Below are 17,913 nucleotides of genomic sequence, written 5' to 3'. Positions count from 1 at the left end.
TGAGCGGTCAGTGAGGCATCGATGTCCCCAACCACCGGCCTGATCCTCTCAGGCGGCGGCGCCCGCGCCGCCTATCAGGTCGGCGTACTGGCCGGCATCGCCGAACTGCTGCCACCCGGCGCGCCCAATCCCTTCCCGGTCATCGTCGGCACTTCGGCCGGCGCCATCAATGCGGTCACCCTGGCCAGCGGCGCCACCCGCTTTACCGACACCGTGCAAAACCTCACCGCGTTCTGGCAGAACTTGCGCAGCCACCGGGTGCTGCGCAGCGACTGGCCGGGGGTGGTCCGCCAGGCCAGCCGCTTCGTCGGCCACAGCCTGCTGGGCCTGGGCGGCCAGGCGCCGGTGGCGCTGCTCGACAGCAGCCCACTGCGTGCCCTGTTGCAGGCGCAGCTGAACCTGGACGGCATCGGCCATGCCCTGGCCAGCGAACAGCTACGCGCCGTCGCGGTGACTGCATTCGGCTACGAGTCCGGCCAGGCGGTGACCTTCTACCAAGGGCGGGGCACCATTGATGCCTGGTTGCGCCACCGGCGTATCGGCGTACCGACAGCGTTGAGCATCGATCACCTGCTGGCCAGTGCGGCGATCCCGCTGTTGTTCGCGCCGGTCAGGCTGGGGGATGAGTATTACGGTGATGGCGCGGTTCGTCAGTCGGCGCCAATCAGCCCGGCCTTGCACTTGGGGGCCAGCCGGGTGCTGGTAGTCGGGGTCAGCGGCAACCCGCAGCGGCCGTCGCCGCCGCTGCCTACCCAGCGCGTGTTCAGGGGGCAGCAACCGAGCCTGGCGCAGATTGGCGGGCACATGCTCAACAGCACCTTCATCGACAGCCTGGAAGACGACATCGAACTGCTCCAGCGCCTCAATCACCTGAGCCACCTGCTGCCTGCCCACCTCGATGCACGGCGCCTGGGGCTGGCGCCGGTGGAGGTTCTGGTGGTGGCGCCCAGCCAGCCGCTGGACGAAATCGCGGCACGCCACCGGCGTGAACTGCCAGCGCCGTTGCGGCTGTTCCTGCGTGGGCCGGGGGCGACGCGTACCAGCGGTGCGGGGGTGTTGAGCTACCTGCTGTTCGAGGCCAGTTACTGCAGTGAGCTGATCGAGCTGGGGCGGCGCGATGCCTTGGTCAAGCGGCGGGAGCTGGAGCAGTTTCTGGGGATTTGATGGAGGCAGTGCTGGCCTCTTCGCGGGGCAAGCCCGCTTCCACAGGTTTGGATACAACCCCAAGGGAGTGAAGATCCTGTGGGAGCGGGCTTGCCCCGCGAAGGGGCCGACAACTACTTACTCGGCAATTTGCAACTTGCGCGCCTGGGTATACACATACCGAACCTTCTCATACTCGAACGGCGAGTTGAGCTGCCCATAGCGGAAGTTGGTGGTGTAACGCTTGTCCACCACGCGCAGGGCAAAGATTTCCGGGTGGTCGGTGCTGGCCTCGGCCACGTTCAGGTAATTCACCGCCTGCTCGCCGGCATAGTCCACCACCAGCCCGGTGGTATCGCGCAGGTTCGAAGGGCCCAGCACCGGCAGCATCAGGAACGGCCCGTCCGGCACGCCATAAAAGCCCAGCGTCTGGCCGAAGTCTTCACTCTGGCGGGGCAAGCCCATCTTGGTCGCCGGGTCCCACAGCCCACCCACCCCGATCAGGGTGTTGAACATCAGCCGTGCGGTAATTTCGGCCGAACGCTTGGCCTTGAGTTGCAGCACGCTGTTGAACAGGTTCGGCACATCGCCCAGGTTGTTGAAGAAGTTGCTCACCCCGGTGCGCACGAAGCGCGGGGTGACGTATTGATAGCCGCTCACTACCGGCAGCAGCACCCATTGGTCGAGGCGATAGTTGAAGTGATAGATGCGCCGGTTCATCGACTCCAGCGGGTCGTAGACGTTCAGCGCCTCCAGCGTGGAGCGCTCGAACTCGCGCTGGTCGAGCCCGGGGTTGAATTTGAGCTCGCGCAGCGGGTCGATAAAACCATCGGATTCAGGTGCCAGCGAGGCGCCGGTAATCTGCGGGTCGGCCTCGATCACGCTGGCCCGCGGTGCCGTCTCTGCGGCCAGGGCGTTGCCGGCGACAAGCAGGGCAGTGGCGAAGAGGAGTTTGTTAACCACGGAAGAACTCCAGCATGGCGTCGCTGTTGACGCGGTAGTTGAGGTTGCCGCAATGGCCGCCATGGGGGTAAAGGGTCAGGCGGTCGCCGAACACCTTGCGCAAGAAGCCGATATCGCCGGGGCCGAGGATGACGTCGTCGGCGTTGTGCATCACGGCAATCTTCGGGCTGTCGCGCAAGTAGTCTTCCAGCGCGTACAGGCTGACCTGGTTGACCAGCTGCAGGATGCTGTTGCCGTCGGTGCGGGCGCGCCACATGGGGATCACCTGCTCGGTCATGTAGCAGTCGAAATCGCACTGCAGGGCACGTTTGAAGAACGGCGTAAGGCTACTGCCCTCGGTGATCGGAAACTTCGGCGGAATGATCAGGCCGCGGCGGTTGATCAGGTCGGAGGTAAAGGCGATGTCCGCTGCCGAAAAACGGAACGAAGTGCCGATCAGCATCGCCATCTGCTCGTTGGACAGGTGCTGGCGTGACTGCTGGAAGTCGTATAGCAGGGCCTCGTTGAGGTCGATGTAGCCTTTGTCCTGGAAGTAACGGGTCAGCTTGGTCAGCATCAGTTCGTAGAAGGTGGTGCTGCGGTCGATGCCCTTGACCTGGGTCTGCACCAGTTTGTCGAGGTTGTTGATCGAGGTGTACAGGTTGACCGGCGGGTTGAGCAGCAGCACGCGCTTGAAGTTGAAGCTGCGCCGGGTTTCGTCCAGGTGGCTGACGAACGCCGCGTCCAGGGCACCGAGGCTGTAGCCGGTGAGGTAGAAGTCGCTGACCGGCAGGCGCGGATGCTGGGCCCGCACGGCCTGCATGACCCGGTACATGTCTTCGGCGTCTTCCTGGCTGATACCGGGGGTGGCGAAGCGCGAGGCCGCACTCATGAAGTCGTAGCTGGTGGGCGAGGACAGTTGCACCACGTGGAAGCCGGCCTGGTAGAACAGTTTTTTCAGGTATTCGTTGATGCTGCTCGAATAGGGCGCACCGGTGCCGGCGATGACGAAGATCAGCGGTGCTTCGCGGTCTTGACGGGCCAGGCGGTACTTGAGTTTTTTCACCGACCAGAAGTTGTCGGGCAAGGTGAATTCACGCTCGGGGCGCAGGTTGAGGCTGTAGTCGGCCTGGTCGATTTCATCGTCGCTGGGCAAGGTCGGGCGTTGCTCGGGCGGCGTGGTGGCGATGGTTGCCTCGAACGGGTTGGTCAAGGGGTAGCCATAGCTCGCGGCGTCGATGTCCCGCGCCGAAGCGGCCGCAGCCATGAGCAGGCCGCCGAGCAAGGCAGCGAGGCGCAAAGTTCGAAGCATGTAATCCCCCAAAAAGACGCAAGGTGGTGCAATGTGCAGGCTAGGACCACGGCGGCATGGGCAAAGTTGCCAAGTGCGGTGGCCTTTGGTGTGCTCGTTATCTGCAACATAGCTGCAGGATGGTGATTTTGCCTTACAACAGGGCTTGGGCGATCATGCACGATTTCGATTACTGCTATTGGAGAACTGGATGTCTCGTTCGTTGCCGATCGTTGCCCTGCTGCTGTTCCTGCCGTTGTGGCTGGCCGCCAGCTATGGCGTACGTTATGGGCTGATGGAAGATGCACAGTGGGTGGGGCTGTGTGCCGCGCCCGGTGCGTTCTGGCAGTGCCAGGTGCGTTCGCTGCTGGGGCTGGGCATCCATTTTCAGGTAATCGCCTGGAGTGGGCTCGGCCTGGCGCTGATCGCGCAGGTGGTCGCCGGGCGGGCCGGCAGGTGGCTGGCAGGCGCTGCGCTGGTGTTCGCGATCCCGGCGCTGGTGCTGTATACCGCGAGCATTGCGGTGTTTGCCGTGGTGCTGGCGGGGTTGCGGCTGGTGCGCCAACCCCGCTGACGGGGCGTTGTGGTCACTCGGCCCTGCGCAGTCGCAAACTGCGCCACAAGGCCGCTGTCATCAGCACGCTCACTACCGCCCAGCCCCAGGCCTGCTGGTTCTGCAGGCCTTCGAGGTACAACTGCGGCGCCACCCCCGCCCCTACGATAAACGCCAGCAACGCGGCCTCGGCCCGCCGCGCCAGCACCGGCCGCAGCAGGTAAACCACCGCCGGCAATGCCAATGCAGCGCTGGGGAAACTGCGATAACGCGGGTCGAACACCAGCGCCAGCATGCTCACCGCCGCCGCAAAGCCTGCGGCGAGCAACAGCCAGCCCGCACGGGCCTCGAACCAGGCGAACAGGCGCGCACGCCACCCTTCAGCACGCACCAACGCCAATGCCGCATGGGCCAGCACCAGCAGGTTGAGCCCCACCAGCAGCGCGGCCCACAGCCATTCCCCGGCAAAGCGCGCATGGCTGCGCATCAGCTCGCCCCACAACCCCAGGCAACCCGCGCCAAACGCTGCCAACAACGGCAACAGCACGGCCCCGGCGGTTGTCGCGGGGCGCCCGGCCAACAGCAGCACGGTCAACATCAACACCGCACTGGCCACCAGCCACTGCGGCCAGTAGGGCAGGTTGCTGACCGGCCCTTCGAGCACGCCCTTGTCCTGCCGGTCGGCATCGTAAAGCCCCCAATAGCCGCCCACGGCGCCTTCGCTGGCACGCTTCCACGGTTGGTCGAAGGCTTCGATCAGGTTGTACTGCCAGCCATGCTGTTCGGCCAGGCTGACGAAGCCGCGGATGAAGCGCGCCTCGTTGACCCGGCTGGGCACTGCGGTTTCGCGCTGGCGGCCTTCGCTGGGCCAGCCGGTCTCGCCGATCAGGATGCCCTTGGGCGCAAAGCGCGTGCCGAATACACGGCGCACCTCGGCGACATGGGCCAGGGCATCGTCGATGCCGCGCGGGTCGTCTTCCCAGTAGGGCAGCAGGTGAATGGTCAGAAAGTCCACGGCAGGGGCCACCTGCGGATGCTGCAGCCAGAATTCCCAGACATCGGCATAGGTCACCGGTACCGTGACCTGGCGCTTCACTTTGGCGATCAACTCGGCCAGGCGCGGGCCGGTGACCTCCTTGCGCAGCAGCGCCTCGTTGCCGACGATCACCGCGCTGACCACGTCAGGGTAGGCGTTGGCCGTGGCGATCAGCAGGTCCACTTCCTTTTCGGTGTCCACCGGGTTGGCGTTGACCCAGGCGCCGAGCATCACTTTCAGGCCATGTTTGCGCGCCAGCAGCGGGATTGCCTCCAGGCCGGTCATCGAGTACGTGCGGATGCACTGGAAACGCTCGGCCAGCAAGGCCAGGTCGGCGTCCATGCGCGCCGGACGAAGGCGAAACGGCTGGTCGAAGGGCGACTGATCCTTGTCGAACGGTGTGTACGAAGCACACTGCAGTTTATGCGTGGGGCTGGCCGCATCGGGCAGCTGTACCGGCTTGCCAAGCCCGTACCAGAGCGCCCCCAGCCCGATCAGGGCAAGCAGGCAGGCAAACAGGTAGAGCGGCAGGTGCAGGCGGGTAGGGCTGGGCATCGGGCGGTCCATCGTCAGGCGCAAAAGGGTAGATAGTAGCCCGGCGCCAAAGCTTTGGCATGCAAGGATCGCGCAGGCTGGCGTGAGTCAATGGCGCTAATGGCATAGTGCTGTCGCATATGGGGCGGTTGGATGTCGTACACGGAGCAGGTTGCTCTTTGTTGCAGGAAGATGATGCAATCTCCGAGACCTGACGAGGGGATGCTTTGATGGCGACTTTGAAGACAGTGCGACGTTTCCTGGGGGCGGGCACCGCCCTGGTATTGGCCATGAGCGCTGCGCAGGCAATGGCTAAAGAAGTAAGCATCGGTTACGTGGATGGTTGGGCCGACAGCGTGGCGACCACCAACGTTGCCGCCGTAGTGATCAAGCAGCAACTCGGCTACGACGTGAAGTTGCAGGCCGTGGCCACCGGCATCATGTGGCAGGGCGTGGCCACCGGCAAGCTCGATGCGATGTTGTCGGCCTGGCTGCCGGTGACCCACGGCGAGTACTGGGCCAAGAACAAGGACAACGTGGTCGACTACGGTGCCAACTTCAAGGATGCCAAGATCGGCCTGATCGTCCCTGAGTACGTGAAGGCGAAGAGTATCGCCGACCTCAAGACCGACGAAAGCTTCAAGCAGAAGATTGTCGGCATCGACGCCGGCTCCGGCGTGATGATCAAGACCGACCAAGCCATCAAGGACTACGACCTGACGGGTTACAAGCTGCAGGCAAGCTCTGGCGCTGCGATGACGGCTGAACTGGGCCGTGCCTACTCCAAGCAGCAGTCGATTGCAGTAACCGGTTGGGTGCCGCACTGGATGTTCGCCAAGTGGAAGCTCAAGTTCCTGGAAGACCCGAAGGGTGTTTATGGCGCTGCTGAAACCGTCAATAGCATCGGTAGCAAAGAACTGGCGACCAAGGCGCCGGAAGTGGCCGAGTTCCTCAAGAAGTTCAGCTGGCAGTCCAAGGACGAGATCGGCGAGGTGATGCTGGCGATTCAGGAAGGTGCCAAGCCTGAAGCGGCAGCCAAGGACTGGGTGGCCAAGCACCCGGATCGGGTCAAGGAGTGGACCGGTAAGTAAGCGCTAGGATTGGTGATCTTGGGGCCGCTGCGCGGCCCCAAGCTTTGTTACACATATCGCAAAACACTGTTGCATCTAAGACTAAGGTCGTCTGGTTGGCGTCCAACGGCAGCATAAAGTGAAGGTGGGTTCTCCCTGATCTGTGCTGCTAGGACAAAAACAATGAACGACAGCATTTACCTCTCGATACAAAACAGCCCGCGCTTCAAGGAGCTGGTCACCAAACGCGAACGGTTCGCCTGGATTCTCTCGGCGATCATGCTCGGACTCTACTGTGCCTTCATCCTCCTGATCGCCTATGGTCCTCAGATTCTGGGCGCCAAGCTCAGCCCTGAGTCGTCGATTACCTGGGGCATTCCCCTGGGCGTCGGCCTGATCCTTTCGGCATTCGTGCTGACCGCCATCTACGTACGCCGCGCCAACGGCGAGTTCGATGAGCTGAACAAGGCTATCCTGAAGGAGGCGCAACAATGATTCGCCACGCCAAAGCCCTGGCCGTTCTGGCCTGCGGCGTTTTCGCACCCGCCGTGTGGGCCGCCGATGCCCTGACCGGCGAGGTGCAGAAACAACCGCTGAACGTTTCCGCGATCGCCATGTTCGTGGCCTTCGTCGCCTTTACCCTTGGCATCACCTACTGGGCCTCCAAGCGCAACAAGTCGGCGGCGGACTACTATGCTGCCGGTGGCAAGATCACCGGTTTCCAGAACGGCCTGGCGATTGCCGGTGACTACATGTCGGCGGCCTCGTTCCTGGGTATTTCCGCCCTGGTGTTCACTTCTGGCTACGACGGCCTGATCTACTCGATCGGCTTCCTGGTCGGCTGGCCGATCATCCTCTTCCTGATCGCCGAACGCCTGCGCAACCTGGGCAAGTACACCTTCGCCGACGTGGCCTCGTACCGCCTCGGGCAGAAGGAAATCCGTACCTTGTCGGCCTCCGGCTCGCTGGTGGTGGTGGCGTTCTACCTGATCGCGCAGATGGTCGGCGCCGGCAAGCTGATCGAGCTGCTGTTCGGCCTCGACTACCACGTGGCGGTGATCCTGGTTGGCATCCTGATGTGCCTGTACGTACTGTTCGGCGGCATGCTGGCCACCACCTGGGTACAGATCATCAAGGCCGTGCTGCTGCTGTCCGGTGCCAGCTTCATGGCGCTGATGGTGATGAAGCACGTCAACTTCGACTTCAACACCCTGTTCTCCGAAGCGATCAAGGTGCACGCCAAAGGTGAGGCGATCATGAGCCCTGGCGGCCTGGTCAAGGACCCGATCTCGGCGTTCTCCCTGGGCCTTGCGCTGATGTTCGGTACCGCCGGCCTGCCGCATATCCTGATGCGCTTCTTCACCGTCAGCGACGCCAAGGAAGCGCGCAAGAGCGTGCTCTACGCCACAGGCTTCATCGGCTACTTCTACATCCTCACCTTCATCATCGGCTTCGGCGCGATCTTGCTGGTCAGCACCAACCCGGACTTCAAGGACGCCGCAGGCGCCCTGCTGGGTGGCAACAACATGGCAGCGGTGCACCTGGCCAATGCCGTGGGTGGCAGCGTGTTCCTCGGCTTCATCTCGGCGGTGGCCTTTGCCACCATCCTGGCGGTGGTAGCGGGCCTGACCCTGGCCGGTGCCTCGGCGGTGTCCCATGACCTGTACGCCAGCGTATGGCGCAAGGGCAAGGCCAACGACAAGGACGAGATCCGCGTGTCGAAGATCACCACCATCGCCCTGGGCGTGCTGGCGATCGGCCTGGGTATCCTGTTCGAGAAGCAGAACATCGCCTTCATGGTCGGCCTGGCGTTCTCGATTGCCGCCAGCTGCAACTTCCCGGTACTGCTGCTTTCGATGTACTGGAAGAAACTGACCACCCGCGGCGCCATGATCGGTGGCTGGCTGGGCCTGGTGAGTGCAGTGGGCCTGATGGTGCTTGGCCCGACCATCTGGGTGCAGATCCTCGGCCACGAGAAGGCGATCTACCCGTACGAGTACCCGGCGCTGTTCTCGATGCTGATTGCCTTCGTTGGTATCTGGTTCTTCTCGGTCACCGACAAGTCCAAGGCAGCTGAAAACGAACGTGCGCTGTTCTTCCCGCAGTTCGTGCGTTCGCAGACTGGCCTGGGCGCCTCCGGTGCTGTCTCGCACTGATCGTTGAGGTCATAAAAAACCGCGATACGGGTGATGCCCGTATCGCGGTTTTTTCATTCATGGCCGGCTAGATCATGCCTAACAACAACAGCACCAGCAGAATCACCAGCACTACGCCGACGATGCCGGATGGGCCGTAGCCCCAGCTGCGTGAGTGTGGGAAGACGGGTAAGCCACCGATCAGCAGCAGGATCAGGATGATGATGAGGATCGTGGTCATGGCGGAGTCCTTGCGTGGTTAGGGGTCAAGGGCCTCGGACTGCTGGCCTCTTGTTAATTCGGACCGGTGCCGCTTGTGAAAGATTCCATTTGCTCGGTACTGACCGCTTGGTCATGCCCGCCCATTCACTACCCTGATGGATCCTGCCTGATGCCAATGCCTTGATTAGACTCGCCTGACAACCCATCAGAACAAGGCCTGCCACCATGCAAAACCGCATCATGATTACCGGCGCCGGGTCCGGCCTGGGTCGCGAGATCGCCCTGCGCTGGGCACACGAGGGCTGGCGCCTGGCGTTGGCCGACGTCAATGAGGCAGGCCTGCGCGAAACACTGGAGCTGGCCCGTGAGGCCGGTGGCGAGGGCTTCGTGCAGCGCTGTGATGTGCGCGACTACAGCCAGCTCACCGCCCTGGCCCAGGCGTGCGAAGAGCGCTTTGGCGGCATCGATGTGATCGTCAACAATGCCGGCGTCGCCTCGGGCGGCTTTTTCGCGGAGCTGTCGCTGGAAGACTGGGACTGGCAGATCGCGGTCAACCTGATGGGCGTGGTCAAGGGCTGCAAGGCTTTCCTGCCGTTGCTGGAGCGCAGCAAGGGCCGAATCATCAACATCGCCTCGATGGCCGCGCTGATGCAGGGCCCGGGCATGAGCAACTACAACGTGGCCAAGGCTGGCGTGCTGGCGTTGTCGGAGAGCCTACTGGTCGAGTTGCGCCAGTTGCAGGTGGCGGTGCACGTGGTGTGCCCGTCGTTCTTCCAGACCAACCTGCTCGATTCGTTCCGTGGCCCGAACCCGGCCATGAAAGCCCAGGTCGGCAAATTGCTGGAAGGCTCACCGATCAGCGCGGTCGATATTGCCGCGTATATCCACCGGCAAGTCGCCGCCGGCGAGTTCCTGATCCTGCCGCACGAGGCCGGACGTCAAGCCTGGCAGCTCAAGTGCGAGGCGCCCGCGCGACTGTATGACGAGATGGCCGAAGTGGCGGTGAAAATGCGCGCCAAAGCCCCGGCGCGATGATCTGTCTGTAGGGGGTTTTACCTATGAATGTAGGTCTGTTCTGAATTGCCATGGAGCCATTGTGTAGCCATCTGTACCCGAGGCAGGCTCCGGTTTTCCCTGTCGCAGGAGGATCGGATCATGCTGGTAATAGGGCGCGAAGTGGGCGAGGTCATCACTATCGGCGATGACATCCGCATCATGGTGGTGGAGACGCGAGACGGGATGGTGCGTTTCGGGATCAGTGCGCCGCGCGAGGTGCCAGTGCACCGCGCTGAAGTGTACAAGCGCATCAAGGAGGGTGAGGCGCGCAAGGCTCGTATTGCCTGAAGGTCAGTCCAGCAGTTCGCGTGGCACATCGTGTTTGGCCAGTAACTGGCATTGCTGGCTTTCCGGGTCGAACAGGATGAACGCCTGGCCCTTGGCCAACGCCTGGCGCACGCGCAGCACGCGGGTTTCCAGGGGGGTATCGTCGCCATTGTCGGTGCCATCGCGGGTGACGAAGTCCTCGATCAGCAGGGTCAGGGTTTCGGCTTGCAGTTGGTCGTAGGGGATCAGCATGGGCAGGGGCGATTCTGGGGAATTAAGTGTGTGGGCATGCTACGCGAAAAGTTCGAGGGTTTGGGGCCGCTGTGCGGCCCCAGGGGCTCAGCCTTTATTACCAACCAGGCTGTCCACCGCCGGCACCCGGGTATCGCTCTCCATCTGCGCATCGTGCTCCAGCTGGTGGCTGAAGCGTTCGAGCGAGGCATTGGCCGGCTGCGAGTCGCTGGCGAATACCGGTGGGCTCAACAGGTACGCTGACAACAACCGGCTGAGCGCCGCCAGGCTGTCGATGTGGGTGCGCTCATAACCGTGGGTGGCATCGCAACCGAACGCCACCAGCGCGGTACGGATGTCATGCCCTGCCGTTACCGCCGAGTGGGCATCGCTGAAGTAGTAGCGGAACAGGTCACGCCTGACCGGCAGCTCATGGTCGCCCGCCAGTTTCAGCAGGTGGCGGGACAGGTGGTAGTCGTAAGGCCCTGAAGAGTCCTGCATGGCCACGCTCACCGCATGCTCGCTGGAGGCCTGCCCTGGCGCTACCGGGGCAATGTCGATACCGACGAATTCGCTGACGTCCCAGGGCAGGGCGCCTGCCGCGCCAGAGCCGGTTTCTTCGGTGATGGTGAACAGCGGGTGGCAGTCGATCAGCGGCTGCTGGCCACTTTCCACCACCGCCTTGAGCGCCGCCAGCAAGGCGGCTACCCCGGCCTTGTCGTCCAGGTGACGGGCACTGATGTGGCCGCTGTCGGTGAACTCGGGCAAGGGGTCGAACGCCACGAAGTCGCCAATCGATACCCCCAGGGCTTCACAGTCGGCGCGGGTGGCGCAATAGGCGTCCAGGCGCACTTCGACGTGGTCCCAGCTCACGGGCATCTGGTCGATGGCGGTGTTGAAGGCATGCCCGCTGGCCATCAGCGGCAACACGCTGCCGCGGAACACGCCAGTGTCGGTGAACACACTGACCCGGCTGCCCTCGGCAAAACGGCTCGACCAGCAGCCAACCGGGGCCAGGGCCAGGCGGCCGTTATCCTGCACCTGCCGCACGCTGGCACCGATGGTGTCCAGGTGGGCGGACACGGCCCGGTCGGGCGAGCTTTGCCGGCCTTTGAGGGTGGCGCGGATGGTGCCACGGCGGGTCAGCTCGAAGGGGATGCCCAGTTCGTCCAGGCGTTCGGCTACGTAGCGCACGATGGTGTCGGTGAAGCCGGTGGGGCTGGGGATGGCGAGCATCTCCAGCAGGACGCGTTTGAGGTAGTCCAGATCGGGTTCGGGGTGGTGATGTTCAGACATATGCACTCCTTACCGGCCTTTTCGCAGGCTCACCGCAGCGATAACCTGTGGGCGCGGGCTTGCCCCGCGAAGAGGCCGTCATTGATTCACGCCAACGCCCGGCTATGCGGGAACAGCAGGTCGACAAAGCGCTCGGCTGTTGGCTGCGGTTCATGGTTGGCCAACCCGGCCCGCTCGTTGGCTTCGATGATCACGTAATCCGGGTGTTCGGCATCACGCACCATCAGGTCCATGCCCACCACTGGAATATCCAGCGCCCGTGCAGCCCGCACGGCGGCATCCGCCAGCACCGGGTGCAAGCGCTCGGTCACGTCCTCCAGCGTGCCGCCGGTGTGCAGGTTGGCGGTACGGCGCACGGCCAGGCGCTGGCCGGCAGGCAGCACGCTGCCATAGTCGAGGCCGGCGGCACGTACGGTGCGTTCGGTCTCATCGTCCAGCGGTATGCGGCTTTCGCCACTGGTCGCGGCTTGCCGGCGACGGCTCTGGACTTCGATCAGCGCCTTGATGCTGTGCTTGCCGTCACCTATTACCTGCGCCGGGTGGCGAATGGCGGCCGCTACCACTTCGTGACCGATTACCAGGATGCGCAGGTCCTGGCCGGGGTGGAAGCTTTCCAGCAGCACGCGACTGTCGAAACGCCGGGCATGTTCGATGGCCTGGCTGACGTCGTCATAGGTGGTCAGGTTGACCGCCACGCCCTGGCCTTGTTCGCCATCCACCGGCTTGACCACCACAGCGCCGTGCTCGTCGAGAAACGCCAGGTTGTCGTCGGCATTGCCGGCCAGTTGCTGCACCGGCACGTGCAGGCCGGCGTTGTGCAGGGTCTGCTGGGTCAGCCGTTTGTCCTGGCAGAGGGTCATGCTAACCGCGCTGGTCAGGTCGCTCAGCGATTCGCGGCAACGCACCCGGCGCCCGCCGAGGCTGAGGGTGAACAGCCCGCCTGCGGCATCGTCCACCTGCACCTCGATGCCACGCCGATAGGCCTCGTCGACGATGATCCGCGCATAGGGGTTGAGCCCGGTTTCAGGGCCTGGGCCGAGGAACAATTGCTGGTTGATGCCGTTCTTGCGCTTGACCGCGAAGGTCGGCAGGTTGCGAAAGCCGAGCTTGTCGTACAGGCGCTTGGCCTGGCGGTTGTCATGCAGCACCGACAGGTCCAGGTAGGCCAGGCCTCGGCTCATGAAGTGCTCGATCAGGTGGCGCACCAGCACCTCACCCACGCCAGGGCGGGTGCAGTGCGGGTCGACGGCCAGGCACCACAGGCTGCTGCCGTGCTCGGGGTCGTCAAAGGCCTTGCTGTGGTTCAGGCCCATGACGCTGCCGATAACCGCGTGGGTGTCTTCGTCTTCGGCCAGCCAATACACCGGCCCGCCGAGGTGGCGTGGGGTCAGCAGTTCGGGCTGCACCGGCAGCATGCCACGGGCCTGGTACAGGCCGTTGATCGCCTGCCAGTCGGCGTCACTCTGTGCCCGGCGGATGCGAAAGCCGCGGAACACCCGTTGCGCCTGGCGGTAATCGGTGAACCACAGGCGCAGGGTGTCGGACGGGTCGAGAAACAGCTGTTGTGGCGCCTGGGCCAGCAGCTGCTGCGGCGCCGCCACGTACAGGGCGATGTCGCGCTCGCCGGGGCGCTCTGCCTGCAGCGCCTCGGCCAAGCTGGCCGGGTCCGGGTAGGTGTGACCGATCAGTAGCCGGCCCCAGCCGCAGTGCAAGGCACGTGGCTGGTCGTGGGGCTCGCTGCCATCGCCGGCCAGGCGCGCCTGCAAGCGCTCGTAGGACGGTGCCTGGCCGCGCAGCAGGCGCTGGCCGTAGGCGATTTCGTGGGCTTTCATCGATCAGATTCCTTGTTCGCTCAGCCACAGGTTGAGCGCTGCCAGCTGCCACAGCTTGGAGCCACGCAAAGGGGTCAACTGGCCGTGCGGGTTGCTCAGCAAGCGGTCGATCATGGCCGGGTTGAACAGCCCACGGTCCTGGCTGGGGTCGGTCAGCAGCTCGCGCACCCAACCCAGCGTTGCGCCTTCCAGGTGCTTGAGGCCAGGGACCGGGAAGTAACCCTTCTTGCGGTCGATCACTTCATGCGGGATCACCCGTCGGGCGGCCTGTTTGAGCACCTGCTTGCCGCCATCGGGCAGCTTGAAGCGCGCCGGGATGCGTGCCGACAGCTCCACCAGGCGGTAGTCGAGGAACGGCGTACGGGCTTCCAGGCCCCAGGCCATGGTCATGTTGTCGACCCGTTTGACCGGGTCATCGACCAGCATCACCGTGCTGTCCAGGCGCAGGGCCTTGTCTACCGGGTCGCGGGCGCCGGGGCGGGCGAAGTGTTCGCGGACAAAATCGCCTGCGGCGTCGCTTTCCAGCAGCCAGGGCGCTTGCACAGTGTCACGGTACTCGGCGTGGCTGCGGTCAAAGAATGCGTCGCGGTAGGCGCCGAAGGCATCCTCTGCGCCGTCGACTTGTGGGTACCAATGGTAACCGGCGAACAGCTCGTCCGCGCCCTGGCCGCTTTGCACGCCCTTGCAGTGCTTGGCCACTTCGCGCGACAGCAGGTAGAAGGCGATGCAGTCATGGCTGACCATCGGCTCGCTCATGGCGCGGAACGCGGCCGGCAACTGGTCGATGATCTCGTGTTCGGCGATGCGCAACTGGTGGTGGCGGGTGCCGTAGTGGCGGGCGATCAGGTCGGAATACTGGAACTCGTCGCCGCGTTCGCCGCCGGCATCTTCGAAGCCGATGGAGAAGGTCGACAGGTCGTCTACGCCGGCCTCGCGCAGCAGGCCGACCAGCAAGCTGGAGTCGACACCGCCGGACAGCAGCACCCCAACATCCACCGCAGCGCGCTGGCGGATCGCCACGGCATCACGCGTGGCGTCGAGCACGCGGGTGGTCCAGCCTTCCAGGTCGAGCTCACGCTCGTCGGGGTGGGCGCCGTATTGCAGTTGCCACCAGGTCTGGCGTTCGACTTCGCCGTGACGGTCGACGCGCATCCAGGTGCCCGGCTCGAGCTTTTGCACATTGGCCAGCAAGGTGCGCGGCGCCGGTACCACGGCGTGGAAGTTGAGGTAGTGGTTGAGCGCCACCGGGTCGATGACCGGGTCGATGTCGCCGCCCTTCAGCAGTGCAGGCAGCGTCGAGGCGAAACGCAGGCGCTCGCCGTTGCGCGACAGGTAGAGGGGTTTGACGCCGAGGCGGTCGCGGGCCAGGAACAGGCGTTGGTTGTCACGCTCCCAGATGGCCAGGGCGAACATGCCGTTGAGCTTGGGCAGCAGGGCTGCGCCCCAGGCGTGGTAGCCCTTGAGCAGCACTTCGGTGTCGCCGTCGGACCAGAAGGTGTAGCCCAGGTCCTGCAGCTCCTGGCGCAGCTCGGGGAAGTTGTAGATGGCACCGTTGAAGGCCAGCGACAGGCCCAGGGTATTGTCGACCATCGGCTGCGCCGAGCCGTCGGACAAATCCATGATTTTCAGCCGGCGGTGGCCGAGGGCGATCGGGCCTTGGCTATGAAAGCCCCAGGCGTCCGGGCCGCGAGGCGCCAGGTGGTGAGTGATGCGCTCCACAGCGGCCAAGTCGGCCGGGCGTGGGGCTTGGTCGATGGGGGTAAAACGTAACTCTCCTGCTAATCCGCACATAAGTCCTTACCGGTTTTTCCGTTGGGGAGGCGGCGCCCGGAAGCAGGCGCCTTAAGGAACTGACCGGGGAGGTTTGCAGGAGTTTTAGATCAATCTGTTATATGGGTGGGTGCTGGGGGTTTGGCTTGGGGGGTGTTGCGCCTGTGAGATCGAGCGCCGCCCGCGCGGCGCTTCGCGGGGCAAGTCGGATCGCCGCACCGCCGCTCCCACATCTGTTTCGGGCCAATTATTCCTGAGGCATTGGCGCGCGGCCCCTTGGTGCCCACCTCAATATCGCGTCGGACAAACAAGGCGGTCGCGCGCAAATGCCACAGACCTCACTGGCCCGAAACAGATGTGGGAGCGGCGGTGCGGCGATCCGACTTGCCCCGCGAAGCGCCGCGCGGGCGGCGCTCGATCTCACAGGCGCAACTGATCTCCAGCCATGCCCCAACCCTTTCACTTACCGCGAATCAACCTGCGCAACGCAAACCGGTTCGGATGGCACGCTTCAGCCACTGCACGAGGCACCGGCAAAGGCTCGCCACACACCCATGCAGCAATCAATTCGCCCGACAGCGGCGCCGTGATCAACCCCCGTGACCCGTGCCCACTGTTCACATACAGCCCGTCGAGCCAGGGGCAGTCCACTTCCGGCACCTGCCGCGCATCCCTGGCCAGCACGGCAAAGGTTTCGGCGAACACCAGCGGGTCGGCCATCGGCCCGACGATCGGCAGGTAATCGGGGCTGGTGCACCTGAACGCTGCACGGCCCTGCAACTGCTCGGCGTCGAGCGAGGCAATACCCAGTCGCTGTGCCAGGTCGGTGGAGATCTCATCCAGCAATGCCAGGTTGCCTGTATGTTCGGCAACGGTCGGCGCCAAGTCTTCACTGTGGAAGTCGAAGCTGGCGCCCAGCGTATGTTCGCCCTCCCGAGGGGGCGCTACATAGCCGTCTGCGCACACCACCGTGCGCAGGGCACGGCTGCCGTCGGTCGCCGGCAGGCGGGTGATCTGCCCGCGGATGCGCTTGAGCGGCAACTGTGCGCAGGGCTCGAAACGCCGTACATCGGCGGCACCTGCCAGCACCACCAGGGGGGCGCTGGCCAGCAGGCGCTCGCCATCCCAGGCCTGCCACAGGTCATCGACCTTGCGCAGCGCGACCGCCTCATGGTGCACCAGCAGCCGAACCCCGGGGTGCTGCAACTGCGCCAGGCACAGGGCCGGCGGGTGTACCCAGCCGCCTTCCGGGTAGAACAGGCCGCCTGCCGGCAGGGCCACCCCGGCAAGCGCCTCGGCTTCTTCACGGCCCAGCGCGCGCAACAGGTCAGGGTCGAAGGCTGCGGCCAGCTTGCCCTGGCGTTCGGCTTCCTTGTTGTCGAACGCCAGCTGCAGCACCCCACAGGCATCCCAATCGCGGCCACGCTGCAGGCTTTCGAGCTGGCGCCTGGTATAGCCGAAACCGGCCAGGATCATCTGCGAAAGGGCGGTGCCATGGGCGGACAGCTTGAGGTACAGCACCCCTTGCGGGTTGCCGGACGCTTCCCGGGCGGGGGCGTCGTGACGTTCCAGTACCGTAACCTGCCAGCCACGCCTGGCCAGGCTGGCGGCAGTGGCACTGCCCGCCAGCCCGGCCCCGATCACCAAGGCTTCGCGCGGCCCTTCGACACTGTGCGGGCGGCCATACCAGGGCACGTACTGACGGGTGGCTGTCGGCCCAGTGTAGGCGCCGCTCATCACCTCCCACTTTTTGCCGATCCCCGGCACTTTCTTCATGGCGAAGCCGGCTTCGACCAGGCTGCGCCGCACCCAGCCAGTGGTGGTGAAGGTGCCCAGTACGGTGCCCGCGTGTGACAGCCGCGCGAGTTGCGCGAACAGTTCAGGGGTCCACATGTCGGGGTTCTTGGCGGGGGCGAAGCCATCGAGGAACCACACATCGATGTGTGCATCGAGCTGCGGCAGTTGTTCGAGCACATCACCGATCAACAGCGTCAGGGTGACCCGACCGTTGTCGAAGGTGAACTGCTGGAACCCCGGGTGCACCGCCACGTACTGCTCAAGCAATGGCTCGGTAAAAGCAGCCAGCTCTGGCCACAGGCGTACTGCCCTGGCCATGTCGGCGTGGCCGAGCGGGTACTTTTCGACACTGACGAAATGCAGGCGGGCGTCGGCATGGGCGTGTTCGTCAAACAACTGCCAGGCGCAGAAAAAATTCATGCCGGTGCCAAACCCGGTTTCGCCGATCACCAGGCAGGCGTGCGGCGCCAGGTCGGCGAAGCGTTCGCCCAGGCGCGTCTGGCCGAGGAAGACATGTTTGGTTTCTTCGATGCCTTCGTTGACCGCGAAGTACACGTCGTCGTACTGCCGCGAATGGGGGCGGCCCTGGTCGTCCCAGTCGATCTGGGCATGCTGGAGGAGGGTGGACATGGTGGGCTCGGTTGCAGCGGATGCCGGGATTTTATGCCATCTACGCTCTTTGCGCAGGTTGCAGCGGCACAGCCACAGCACAAATCCGCTAGTCTTGTTTATCCATTG

General features: G+C 64.3%; 16 protein-coding genes. 7 read left to right on the top strand and 9 right to left on the bottom strand.

Going from position 1 to position 17,913, the window contains the following annotated elements; genetic code table 11:
• Positions 1–21: 21 nt before the first annotated feature.
• The gene (locus PC358_RS14500; protein WP_033700731.1) at positions 22–1,164 is read left to right on the top strand and encodes a patatin-like phospholipase family protein; all 1,143 of its coding nucleotides are present in this window, start codon (positions 22–24) and stop codon (positions 1,162–1,164) included.
• 117 nt (positions 1,165–1,281) lie between these two features.
• On the opposite strand, the gene PC358_RS14495 is transcribed toward PC358_RS14500, so the two are convergent.
• Together PC358_RS14495 and PC358_RS14490 are read right to left on the bottom strand one after the other, a co-directional pair.
• Positions 1,282–2,025: an MlaA family lipoprotein gene (locus PC358_RS14495; RefSeq protein WP_050506139.1), complete on the bottom strand. Its 744-nt coding sequence runs from the start codon at positions 2,023–2,025 to the stop codon at positions 1,282–1,284.
• Positions 2,026–2,098: 73 nt separating this feature from the next.
• Positions 2,099–3,397 carry a serine/threonine protein kinase gene (locus PC358_RS14490; protein WP_033700729.1) on the bottom strand — a complete coding sequence of 433 codons (1,299 nt, stop codon included), beginning with the start codon at positions 3,395–3,397 and terminating at the stop codon, positions 2,099–2,101.
• A gap of 190 nt (positions 3,398–3,587) precedes the next feature.
• Here PC358_RS14490 and PC358_RS14485 point away from each other — a divergent pair, with 190 nt between their 5' ends.
• Entirely contained in the window at positions 3,588–3,950 is a 363-nt protein-coding gene (locus PC358_RS14485; RefSeq protein WP_033700728.1) for a hypothetical protein, read from the top strand.
• A 13-nt stretch (positions 3,951–3,963) separates the two neighbouring features.
• Here the strand turns inward: PC358_RS14485 and PC358_RS14480 are convergent, their stop codons facing one another.
• Positions 3,964–5,532 carry a glycoside hydrolase family 17 protein gene (locus tag PC358_RS14480; RefSeq protein WP_033700727.1) on the bottom strand — a complete coding sequence of 523 codons (1,569 nt, stop codon included), beginning with the start codon at positions 5,530–5,532 and terminating at the stop codon, positions 3,964–3,966.
• A gap of 197 nt (positions 5,533–5,729) precedes the next feature.
• On the opposite strand from PC358_RS14480, the gene PC358_RS14475 reads away from it, so the two are divergent.
• From PC358_RS14475 to PC358_RS14465, 3 genes are all read left to right on the top strand, one after another.
• A complete protein-coding gene (locus PC358_RS14475; RefSeq protein WP_033700726.1) occupies positions 5,730–6,590 on the top strand; it encodes a glycine betaine ABC transporter substrate-binding protein in 861 nt (286 codons plus the stop codon).
• A gap of 162 nt (positions 6,591–6,752) precedes the next feature.
• Positions 6,753–7,064: a DUF485 domain-containing protein gene (locus PC358_RS14470; RefSeq protein WP_033700725.1), complete on the top strand. Its 312-nt coding sequence runs from the start codon at positions 6,753–6,755 to the stop codon at positions 7,062–7,064.
• Entirely contained in the window at positions 7,061–8,725 is a 1,665-nt protein-coding gene (locus PC358_RS14465) for a cation acetate symporter (protein ID WP_033700724.1), read from the top strand. The genes PC358_RS14470 and PC358_RS14465 overlap by 4 nt, the downstream gene beginning before the upstream one ends.
• A gap of 67 nt (positions 8,726–8,792) precedes the next feature.
• Here the strand turns inward: PC358_RS14465 and PC358_RS27220 are convergent, their stop codons facing one another.
• On the bottom strand, positions 8,793–8,945 hold the full coding sequence (locus PC358_RS27220; RefSeq protein ID WP_012271016.1) for a DUF3309 family protein: 153 nt from the start codon (positions 8,943–8,945) through the stop codon (positions 8,793–8,795).
• Positions 8,946–9,151: 206 nt separating this feature from the next.
• Here PC358_RS27220 and PC358_RS14455 point away from each other — a divergent pair, with 206 nt between their 5' ends.
• Positions 9,152–9,961, top strand: coding sequence for an SDR family oxidoreductase (locus tag PC358_RS14455; protein ID WP_033700723.1), 810 nt, complete (start codon positions 9,152–9,154; stop codon positions 9,959–9,961).
• Positions 9,962–10,081: 120 nt separating this feature from the next.
• Positions 10,082–10,270, top strand: coding sequence for a carbon storage regulator CsrA (gene csrA, locus PC358_RS14450; RefSeq protein WP_033700722.1), 189 nt, complete (start codon positions 10,082–10,084; stop codon positions 10,268–10,270).
• Positions 10,271–10,273: 3 nt separating this feature from the next.
• Here the strand turns inward: csrA and PC358_RS14445 are convergent, their stop codons facing one another.
• The 5 genes from PC358_RS14445 to mnmC form a co-directional block, all read right to left on the bottom strand.
• On the bottom strand, positions 10,274–10,501 hold the full coding sequence (locus PC358_RS14445; RefSeq protein ID WP_016501031.1) for a YheU family protein: 228 nt from the start codon (positions 10,499–10,501) through the stop codon (positions 10,274–10,276).
• Positions 10,502–10,588: 87 nt separating this feature from the next.
• Positions 10,589–11,776, bottom strand: coding sequence for an osmoprotectant NAGGN system M42 family peptidase (locus PC358_RS14440; protein ID WP_033700721.1), 1,188 nt, complete (start codon positions 11,774–11,776; stop codon positions 10,589–10,591).
• 86 nt (positions 11,777–11,862) lie between these two features.
• The gene (ngg, locus tag PC358_RS14435; protein ID WP_033700719.1) at positions 11,863–13,608 is read right to left on the bottom strand and encodes an N-acetylglutaminylglutamine synthetase; all 1,746 of its coding nucleotides are present in this window, start codon (positions 13,606–13,608) and stop codon (positions 11,863–11,865) included.
• 3 nt (positions 13,609–13,611) lie between these two features.
• Entirely contained in the window at positions 13,612–15,399 is a 1,788-nt protein-coding gene (locus PC358_RS14430; protein ID WP_033700718.1) for an N-acetylglutaminylglutamine amidotransferase, read from the bottom strand.
• 438 nt (positions 15,400–15,837) lie between these two features.
• Complete coding sequence (gene mnmC / locus PC358_RS14425; protein ID WP_033700717.1) at positions 15,838–17,805, bottom strand: bifunctional tRNA (5-methylaminomethyl-2-thiouridine)(34)-methyltransferase MnmC2/FAD-dependent 5-carboxymethylaminomethyl-2-thiouridine(34) oxidoreductase MnmC1; 1,968 nt, start codon at positions 17,803–17,805, stop codon at positions 15,838–15,840.
• Positions 17,806–17,913 lie beyond the last annotated feature (108 nt).

It is taken from the genome of Pseudomonas capeferrum (assembly GCF_000731675.1).
In the GTDB taxonomy this organism is placed as follows: Bacteria; Pseudomonadota; Gammaproteobacteria; order Pseudomonadales; family Pseudomonadaceae; genus Aquipseudomonas; species Aquipseudomonas capeferrum.
The sequence above is the reverse complement of the archived record's forward strand: the minus strand, read 5'-3'. Positions and strand labels throughout refer to the sequence as shown.